The sequence below is a fragment of the Acidovorax sp. genome, from assembly GCF_022763525.1.
Taxonomy (GTDB): Bacteria; Pseudomonadota; Gammaproteobacteria; order Burkholderiales; family Burkholderiaceae_C; genus Acidovorax.
On record NZ_JALEGG010000157.1, the window covers coordinates 1 to 9,506 of the forward strand.

At 62.7% G+C, this 9,506-nt stretch carries 8 protein-coding genes and 2 tRNA genes; 7 read left to right on the top strand and 3 right to left on the bottom strand.

All coding sequences use genetic code 11. The features are described from left to right. The first annotated feature begins 123 nt into the window (after positions 1–123). The 4 genes from rfbA (at position 124) to MRY84_RS12020 (ending at position 3,001) form a co-directional block, all read left to right on the top strand. Positions 124–1,014, top strand: coding sequence for a glucose-1-phosphate thymidylyltransferase RfbA (gene rfbA, locus MRY84_RS12005; RefSeq protein ID WP_291505964.1), 891 nt, complete (start codon positions 124–126; stop codon positions 1,012–1,014). After that, positions 1,011–1,556 (top strand): dTDP-4-dehydrorhamnose 3,5-epimerase, encoded by a 546-nt coding sequence (gene rfbC, locus MRY84_RS12010; RefSeq protein ID WP_223056584.1) that lies wholly within the window; start codon positions 1,011–1,013, stop codon positions 1,554–1,556. The genes rfbA and rfbC overlap by 4 nt, the downstream gene beginning before the upstream one ends. Further along, a complete protein-coding gene (gene rfbD / locus MRY84_RS12015) occupies positions 1,556–2,443 on the top strand; it encodes a dTDP-4-dehydrorhamnose reductase (RefSeq protein ID WP_223056585.1) in 888 nt (295 codons plus the stop codon). Before rfbC ends, rfbD begins: the two co-directional genes overlap by 1 nt. Positions 2,444–2,695: 252 nt before the next feature. Then, positions 2,696–3,001 (top strand): hypothetical protein, encoded by a 306-nt coding sequence (locus tag MRY84_RS12020; protein ID WP_223056586.1) that lies wholly within the window; start codon positions 2,696–2,698, stop codon positions 2,999–3,001. 14 nt (positions 3,002–3,015) lie between these two features. Here MRY84_RS12020 and MRY84_RS12025 read toward each other — a convergent pair whose 3' ends face one another. Continuing rightward, positions 3,016–5,202, bottom strand: a complete 2,187-nt coding sequence (locus MRY84_RS12025) for an Ig-like domain-containing protein (RefSeq protein WP_290567362.1) — start codon at positions 5,200–5,202, stop codon at positions 3,016–3,018. A gap of 145 nt (positions 5,203–5,347) precedes the next feature. Between MRY84_RS12025 and MRY84_RS12030 the strand changes: the two genes are divergently transcribed. The 3 genes from MRY84_RS12030 to MRY84_RS12040 all read left to right on the top strand — a co-directional run bounded on the left by MRY84_RS12030 (position 5,348) and on the right by MRY84_RS12040 (position 8,112). Further along, positions 5,348–5,424: transfer RNA gene (locus MRY84_RS12030), tRNA-Arg, on the top strand. 26 nt (positions 5,425–5,450) lie between these two features. After that, entirely contained in the window at positions 5,451–7,247 is a 1,797-nt protein-coding gene (locus MRY84_RS12035; protein ID WP_223056588.1) for an ExeA family protein, read from the top strand. Between the two features lies 1 nt (position 7,248). Then, positions 7,249–8,112: a general secretion pathway protein GspB gene (locus MRY84_RS12040; protein WP_223056589.1), complete on the top strand. Its 864-nt coding sequence runs from the start codon at positions 7,249–7,251 to the stop codon at positions 8,110–8,112. A 16-nt stretch (positions 8,113–8,128) separates the two neighbouring features. On the opposite strand, the gene MRY84_RS12045 is transcribed toward MRY84_RS12040, so the two are convergent. Together MRY84_RS12045 and MRY84_RS12050 are read right to left on the bottom strand one after the other, a co-directional pair. After that, complete coding sequence (locus MRY84_RS12045; RefSeq protein ID WP_223056590.1) at positions 8,129–9,358, bottom strand: acetylornithine/succinyldiaminopimelate transaminase; 1,230 nt, start codon at positions 9,356–9,358, stop codon at positions 8,129–8,131. A 52-nt stretch (positions 9,359–9,410) separates the two neighbouring features. Continuing rightward, positions 9,411–9,486, bottom strand: a tRNA-Ala gene (locus MRY84_RS12050). Between the last annotated feature and the right edge of the window lie 20 nt (positions 9,487–9,506).

A 9,506-nucleotide genomic window follows, 5' to 3' on the forward strand; every position in this document is an offset into this window, starting at 1 on the left:
CCCGCTGCATTCCTTCGAGTCAGGGCTGCGCCAGACCGTGGAGTGGTATCTCGCCCATCTGGACTGGTGCCGAAGCATTCAGCAGCGCCAGCAGGATGCTCTACAGCGGCGCGGTCTGAGCGGATGCGCGGCATGAAAGGCATCATCCTCGCCGGCGGAGAAGGAACCCGCCTGTATCCGTCGACTCTGGCCATCTCAAAGCAGCTGCTGCCGGTCTACGACAAACCCATGATCTACTACCCGCTGACCACTCTGATGTTGGCGGGCATCCAGGACATCCTGCTGATCTCGACGCCACAGGACACCCCGCGTTTCGAGCAATTGCTCGGCGACGGCAAGCAGTGGGGCCTTTCCATTAAATATTGCGTACAAGCGACACCAAACGGACTGGCAGAGGCCTTCCTGCTGGGTGCGGACTTCATCGCCGGAGAGCCCTGCGCCCTCATCCTTGGGGACAACATCTTCTTCGGTCACGACCTCGTGCCTTCATTGCGCGCGGCCGCGGCGCGGACCGAGGGCGCCACGGTATTCGCCTACCCGGTTCATGATCCACAGCGTTACGGTGTGGTCTCCTTCGACGCCAACGGCCGCGTCCTCTCGATCGAGGAGAAACCCGAGAACCCGCGCTCCCGCTACGCCATCACAGGCTTGTACTTCTACGATGACCAGGTCGTCGACCTCTGCCGCCAGATCACCCCGTCGGCGCGCGGAGAGCTGGAAATCACCGACCTCAACCGCCTCTATCTCGAACAGGGCGCATTGCGCGTCGAGCGCATGGGCCGCGGTACCGCCTGGCTCGATACCGGAACACACGATTCCTTGATGGAAGCCGGCAACTTCATCCATACCCTGGAGAAGCGTCAGGGCCTGAAGATCGCGAGCCCGGAGGAAGTCGCCTTCCGTTGCGGATTCATCTCCGAACAGGCATTGCGTGATCTTGCCGTTCCACTGCGCAAGAGCGGTTATGGGGAATATCTGGAACGCATTGCCGACGAGGGGCCGGAAACACCATGACGCCACGGAAAACCGCGCTGAACGAGGTTCTGATCCTGGAACCCACCATCTTCGGTGATGCTCGTGGCTATTTCATGGAAGCCTTCAATCGCCAGCATTTCGAAACGTTGACCGGTCATCCGGGTGAATTCGTCCAGGACAACCAGTCCCGTTCCCGACAAGGGGTACTACGCGGCCTTCACTACCAGATTGGCGCGCATCCCCAAGGCAAGCTGGTACGCGTGCTCGCCGGCGAGATCTTCGACGTGGCCGTCGACATCCGGAGCGCCTCAAGCACCTTTGGACATTGGACCGGCGTCCTGCTGTCGGCGGAGAACCGATACCAGCTATGGGTACCGCCCGGTTTCGCCCATGGCTTTCTGGTGACCTCCGAATCCGCGGAGGTCCTCTACAAGGTCACGGACTGGTACGACCCCGACGGCGAACGCTCCATTCGCTGGGATGACCCCGACATCGGCATTGATTGGCCGCTGGAAGCGGACCCGATACTGGCCGCAAAGGACCTCGACGGCTGCCGGTTGCGCGACGCCGAGATCTTTTAATGCAGCGCCTCCTTGTCACCGGCGCCCACGGCCAGGTCGCTCGCGCGCTCACTGCCCAGGCTCAAGGTCACTTTGAGCTCCATGCCCTGGACCGCGCCAGGCTCGACATCACAGATGCGGCGGAAACGGAGGCCGCGCTACGCAACTACCGCCCGGATTGTGTCGTGAATGCCGCCGCCTATACCGCGGTGGATAAGGCCGAGCAGGACCAGGCAGCAGCCTACGCGGTCAACCGTGACGGTGCCGCCCATCTTGCAACCGCCTGTGCCCGGATCGGCGCCCGCCTCATTCACCTATCGACGGACTTCGTGTTCGACGGCGGTACTAATGTGCCCTACCGACCCGATGCCGAAACCGCGCCACTGAGCGTCTACGGTGCAAGCAAATGGGCCGGCGAATTAGTGGTCCGACGCATCGCGAGCGAGGTGACAGTGGTACGAACGAGCTGGGTCTATGGCCCTGGCGGCAGCAACTTCGTACGCACCATGTTGCATCTGCTGCAGCAACGGGCCCAGTTGTCCGTCGTGGCCGACCAGTTCGGCTCGCCGACACACACCCACACTCTGGCACGCTTTCTCCTTCACCTCGTGCGCCATGCACAAGGCGCAGGGCAGACCTTGCATTGGGCAGATGCGGGAGCCGCTACTTGGTACGACTTCGCACAGATGGCGCGCCTGATAGCGCTCCGACGTTGGCCAGAGCGCTTCTGGGGAGAAATTGTGCCAACTGATACTGCGGGCTATCCCACCCCCGCAAAGCGTCCCCGCTTCAGCGTATTGGATACACGAGACGCTACGAGGCTAACCGGTCTGCAGCCAGCTGGCTGGTCCGTCATGCTCGAACGATCCCTCATGACAGACGATGCCAGCTATTGGCTGTCGAGTTAGGTTATCGGCATTCATCAACTCTCGGATGTTCATCTTGCCAACATACTCGATATGATCCCGCACTCCTGAAACGCGAAGCAGCACTGCCCACCAACGGTTTAGCAGGCGATTGGCGAGAAATATTTGGGAGTGGATTGTGTGGTTTGCTAGCGACACTCCCGATTCACCAACAGCAAAAATGGGTAACGCCGTTAGAATCTCGCTATGTGGCTATTAAGAAACGCGAATGCAATCCCCAACCTGCTCATTGTCGTGGGCGCACTCTTGGCTGCTTACAACGGCTATACCTTGTGGCAACACGAGTCCCTGACGGAGCGTCAGATTACCCAAGAGGCACAGCAGCAACTGGAAACTCTGGAAGACCGACGTGGACCGCACCTCAGCCCCATTCAGGGGGAACGCCGTCAGCAGTTGCTTGAAAGGTTACGGGCTGAAATCGCGGGGGTGCACGAGCAACCCTACCGTGACGCTTCCCGCTGGTTTTTCCTGGGGATGGGCTGCCTCATTATTGGGCTGGGGCACCGGCTTGCCGGTGCTCTCCAGCAACGCTTCGTGTAAGCCCGGCTTGGCTGTCACGATGCCGCGGGAAAGGCAGGTGACGCGCTGACCCGTACCGAATAGGAAAAGATCGACAATACGCCGGACGGCGATTCTACGCTGAGCTGCAGCAACGCCGAACCGTCGGCGGCGCCGGGGTCGAGTTCATCAGCCTTGAATGCAAAACCATAGGTGTTGCTACCCGCCGTGTCATCGGTCGTGCAAGGGACTGCATAACGAGTGGCTCCAACCAACTCTCCATCGCCGTCCACCGATAGCGAAATTGATGTCTCCGCTGGGAGTGGTTGGTCGTTAAGGTCACGGAGCACAAAGGCGATGATCAGATTCTGGTTCGAATCGACCGAAAAGGTACTGGTTGATGGACTGAAACTCGCCGTACTACCGGAAAACAGTACATCCCGCGTGTTATCCAGCAGTGGAGAGGAATCCGACATGATGACGGGAACCACGCGACGCACATTCAGGGTGCGGGCGCCTTCCGGGGAACATGCGGCCGGGTCATTGCACAACACACCAGTGAATAGGCCATCACCGTTGTCGTAGATACCGTCGCTATCGAAGTCGAGAAATTCCTCGCCACCGTCCCGGAACTGCGGATCGAGGTCTCGCATTCCATCTGAATCGGCATCAACAAAGGCTTCTGGCAGATCCGTGAACTGCTCCTCGCTATCGTACCGGCCATCACCGTTGAGATCCCTGAAACTCTCTTCTCCGATGGCGGTAACGAGCACGGCCGAACGCCCTGCGCGTGACGCGCCCTCCGTCCCGACCACGGAACACCGTTCGTCGGTCCCGGCGGTCCCATTCACCGAATCGCAACCGTTGAAAGCTTGGGGGCGGGGGTCTTGGCTGGTCCACGTCACGGCACAACGACCTTCCGTAGTCTGGCAGCCTGGCTGCACCGACCCTCCTTCTGTGGTCAGTGAAATCGCAGTGCCGTCCGGTACGGGATTGTTGAACCGATCAGCCGCGCGGATGGTGATCCCGGTCGTAGCGCCGTCGCGGCGCCATCCCTCAATATTGAAACACTCGACGGCCACGGAGAAGCTGTCGTTGTCCGGAACATTGGTACTGACGACCAATTGATCGGACTGTGATCGAATCGTTTCTCCACCGCGCGTCACGGTGGCTGTCACGCGCACCGTGGTGGCGACCGTGCCGGCCGAAATCGTCGTCTGGACCTCGCCATTGCCATCGGTTGTGCCTTCGGGCGGCGTGATGGAAATACCACCCACACTGGTGTTGAGCGAGAATCGCACCGTCTCTCCCACCACCGGGCCACCCGATACATCCTCCACGCGGAAGGTCACGCGAGAAGTGGTAGGACGCCCGCTGCCCTGCAGTCCGACAAAGTCCGGATCGGCGTCCACAAACGTGATTGAACCCAACTCCGCCGGCTCGACATTGATGACCCCATTTGCCTGCAGAGACTCTCCGTCGACTTGGACACGCGCCGTAATCGCATCATCGCCAGCACACCCCTGGGCACGGTAGGACACCGACACGCTGCCCGAATTCAGTGGCGCTGGATTGGGTACTACTTCCGCAAGGCCATCCCCGACACAGGCAGAAGTGAACTGCACTGCGGCATCACCATCAAAAGGCTGATTGTTGTTGGCGATATCCACCAGATTCAGGTTCAGACCTGAGCTACCGCCTGCGGACAGCGGCGTCTGCCCGATGCCGATCACGCCAGCTTCGAAAACACCATCGCGGTTTACGCCCAACCGGAATTCCGGAGGGGTGGGTCGATTGGGAGCAACGACAGGAATCGTCACCGTCTGCTCCACTCCTCCAGAGGCCGCCAGTACGGTGATAGCCCGAAGGCTCGAATCACCTCCCGTCGTCAGGATGGCGCTCGCGCGGCCCTGCGTATCCGTGGTGCCCGAGACGACCTGCAGGGCGCCGGAAGTGGCCGCGAAATTGACCGTGGCACCGGACAGAACACGATTATTCGCGTCCCGAACTTGCGCAGTCAGAACGATGCCCTGGTCCGGATTCACTGCGTCGGAGGGAAGCTCACTGCGATCCTGAAGGATCACGAGATCAGCAACGCCCACATCTTGGTCCGCACCCTGATCAGGATCCTGGCCGTTGAAGCCCCCGCCGCCGGTACCCAGTTGTGCGTCCCCCCCACACCCGCCGAGCGCACCGAGAACCACGAATGCGCTGAGGATGCTCCAGTACTTGATTGTCGGCATTCGTGCCCCTTTCGTTATGGATTGCCGCTTGCTGTCGCCCGATACTACGGGCCTCAAACCGGCTCCACAAGGCAGAACATCCGGTAATTCATACCGCTGCGCCCGAAGTCACGAAGTGACGTGAAGCGGTATCCTGCGCTTCTCCGTCCTCGTAGCTCAGCTGGATAGAGCAGTCGCCTCCTAAGCGACAGGTCGCAGGTTCGAATCCTGCCGAGGACGCCACTTGCCCTGCCGCACAGCGGATTCCGGTGTACACGCACTTTTTCCGATTCAGCGAAGCGCCGTTCGCGATCACGCCTGATCCGGCCTTCCTCTACCTTTCGCCGCACCATCATGAGGCGCTGGCGCATTTGCTCTATGGCACGGGCGAGGCCGGCGGATTCGTGCAGCTCACGGGCGAGGTCGGCACTGGCAAGACTACGGTGATCCGCACGCTGCTCGAGCAGAAGATGCCCGAGGTCGATGTCGCGCTGATTCTCAATCCAAGTCAGAGCACCGAGGAATTCCTGCAGTCGATCTGCGATGAGCTGGGCGTCGCCTACCCTGATGACGCATCCTTGAAACAGCTCGTTGATCATCTGAATCGCCACCTGCTGGCCACCCATAGCCAGGGACGGCGGACGGTGCTGATCATCGACGAGGCCCAGAATCTGGCCGAGGATGTGCTGGAGCAGGTGCGCCTGCTGACCAACCTCGAAACCAGCAAGGAAAAACTGCTGCGCATCATGCTGATCGGTCAGCCGGAGCTGGATGATCTGCTGTCACGCCCCAGCCTTCGCCAGCTCGCGCAACGCATTACCGCACGCTTTCATCTGACTGCGCTGGACCGCTACGAGACCGTCGAATACATCGCACACCGCCTGCGCGTGGCGGGCGGGGACGCGGAGATCTTTACCCCCGCGGCCATGCGGGCCGCCTTCCATGCATCGCAAGGCATCCCGCGGCGAATCAACATTATCTGCGATCGCGCCCTGCTCGCCGCCTATTCGGCGGGTACGCGCACGGTGACGGCGGCCATGGTCCGCCAGGCTGGACGAGAGACCGCGCCCAAGCGGCTTCAGCGAGCCCTGCCGGTACTGCGTCTGGGCTGGGTTCCCGGGCTGGCTCTTGCCGGCATGCTGGTGGGTGCGGCGCTCATGCAATTCTGGATGGATGCCCCCACATCAAGCGCCCCATCCGCGGACGCCAGCCCGCTGCCCAGCCCGCAGACGCGACCCCCCTCGTCCTCGCCTTCGCCTTCGCCTTCGCCTTCGCCTTCGCCTTCGCCTTCAAGCGAGTCTGTCGATGCCCTACCGGCGCTGGTCTGGTTGCCCGAAAGCACCCCTACAGCCCCGCAAGCACCAGAGGAGGATCCTTCCCCGCAACGCCCGGAAAGCGCGTCGCCGCCGCCCAACGAAACCGAGCCCACGCCCGCGGCACCCCCACCCCTCAGTGCCCAGGCCTTGATTCGCGAGGCGCCCCCACTTGGCACCCAGGTCGAGCTGTTGCTCGGCCTGTGGGACAGCAGCCTTGAGATCCCCGCGGGCACCGCCGTGTGTAATGAAGTTCGGCGCGTGTCCCTGCGCTGCCTGCGTGCGGAGGGCAACTGGGAGGATCTGCAACGCTTTGACCGACCCGCCATCCTGACCCTGGTGGCCGCCTCGGGCGCGCGCAGTCATGTGCTAGTACGCGCGGTTGACGCGTCCACGGTCCATATCGTGCTCGATGGCGCGCTGCGCCCCGTAGAGCGCAGCCTGGTCGATTTGTTGTGGAGTGGTGAGTTCCTGCTGTTCTGGCGTGCCGAAAAGAGCGTGGAGGTGCTGCGACCCGGTGACCGTGGCCCGCAGATCGAATGGCTGCACCGCAGCATGGCAACTCTGGCCGGTGAACCGATCATCGGGCCGGTCAGCGACCGCTTCGATGACGCGCTGCGCGACCGGGTCGAAGCCTTCCAGGCGCGCCACGGACTGACGGTGGACGGCCATGTGGGCGAACGCACCCACCTGATGCTCATGCAACAGCTGGATCCGGACGACGGTCCCCGTCTGCAGACGGAGGAAGGCTGAGATGTCGCACATTCTGGACGCCCTGCGGCAGGCTGAGGACGAGCGCCGCCTCGGCAAGCCACCTGGCCGCAGCGCTATTGCAAGCCCGCTGCGTGCGGCGCGTCGACGCAGTCTTGCGCCCTTGCTGGGCGGTGCGGTGCTGCTGCTCTTCGTGCTGGGCCTCGGGATCGTGTTGTGGCTGGGCTATGCGCGCCCACCAGCAGCAGGGCCTGCTTCGTCGGGCGCCGCACCGTCGGATTCAACGGAAGTCACGCAAGCTCCGCCAGTTGTGGCTGCGCCCCTGACGCCCCCTGCGCCTACCGCGTTGTCCGAGCCGAATCAGCCACTCCCCGATCAGAGACAGCCTGCTGCCGTGACGCGGCCCGAGACACCACAGGACACCGAAATAGCACCCGCGACGCCAACGGAAAGCATGCCGCGTGCACAGCTTGCCGACGCGCCGCGTATCGATTCGCTGGACGCGCTTTTCGAAGGGGCAGCGGAGAGCCCACGCCGCAGCGAAACCCCAACCGAGGCAGCCTCCGTGCCACTGCAGCCTCAGGACATTTTCCGCAACCCGGACCAGCCGCCCACCGCGGCGCCTGCGGACCAGTGGGACCGCCCGCGCGAAGCGCCTCCGGAATCCCCATTCCCGTCGGACGCGTGGGCGGATCTACCGCGTGCTTCGCGTGTCGGCATGCCACCCATCCGCATCGATGTTCACGTCTACAACCAGGACCCCGATCGCCGTTTCGTGCGCATCAATGGGCAGCGGCGCGTGGAAGGGGATCGCCTCGACAATGAAGCACGTATCGAGGCCATTACCCGCGAAGGCCTGGTCCTGCGCTGGCGCGGTATGCGTCTCGCGCAACCGCTGGATCGCTAGCGCAACCCGGTCACACTCAGGCCGGCACCAGACCTTGTATGGCGCGTTCCAGCCGTGCCAGGCCGTCGCCCATTTCCTGCTCGCTGAGATTCAGCGGCGGCGCAAAGCGCACCACATCCGGTCCGGCCACCAGACACCAGACGCCTTCGGCGTGCCCCGCCTTGACGATGTCACCGGCGCGCCCGGCCCAGGCCTCGGACACCACTCCACCCAGCAGCAGGCCCAGACCGCGCACTTCGCGGAAGACACCGTACTGCTCACCAATGCGTGAAAGCGCCTGGCGCAGGGCCTCACCGCGTGCTTCCACCGTTTGCAGGAAGGCAGGCACGTTGACCAGCTCGATGACGCGTTGCGCCACGGCACAACCAAGCGGATTGCCGCCAAAAGTAGTGCCGTGCGTGCCCGCCGGAAGGTACTCCGCCCATTCCCGCTTGGTCAGCATTGCCCCGATAGGGAAGCCGCCGCCAAGACCTTTGGCGGTGGTCAGTACATCTGGCACCACGTCGGCTTGCATATAGCCGTAGAGGCTCCCGGTGCGACCGACGCCCGATTGCACCTCATCGAAGATCAGCGTCGCATCGACACGGTCACAGGCCGCGCGCAGCGCCTTCAAAAACTCCACATTGCCAGGTATGACACCGCCTTCTCCCTGAATCGGCTCGGCGATGATCGCGCAGGTATCGTCATTCACGGCGGCCTCGAGCGCCGCACAATCGTTGTACGGCAGGTGCTCAATGCCTTCTGGGAGGGGACCGAAGTGCTCGGTGTACTTGGGCTGCCCTCCCACGCTGACCGTGAACAGGGTGCGGCCGTGAAAGCTGTTGCGGAAGCTCAGGATCGTGCGCTTCTCAGCCCCGTGCTTGAGGGAAGCACGGCGGCGCGCAAGCTTCAGGGCGGCTTCGTTGGCTTCCGCGCCTGAATTGCAGAAGAAGACCCGCTCGGCGAAGGTCACCTCACAGAGGGTGCGCGCCAGGTGCAGCGCCGGTGCATTGGTCACGATGTTTGATACGTGCCAGAGCTTCCGGGCCTGTTCTGTGAGCGCTTCGACCAGCGCAGGATGGCAATGCCCGAGGCTGTTGACGGCAATCCCGCCGCCGAAATCCACCAGTTCATCGCCTTCGGCGGTCCACACGCGTGCGCCGGCACCTTTCAGCGGTACGAAATCCGCCGGCGCGTAGTTCGGCACCATCACATCGTGGAACTGCTGTACACCGACCGGGGCCGGCGTGGAATCACTCGCGTGCATTTCTGACTACCCAACAAAAAAGCCGGCGCGGGGCCGGCTTTGATAAGCATTTTGGTGGAGCGGAGGAGGATCGAACTCCCGACCTTCGCATTGCGAACGCGACGCTCTCCCAGCTGAGCTACCGCCCCATCAAGGCCGCGTAGTGTAG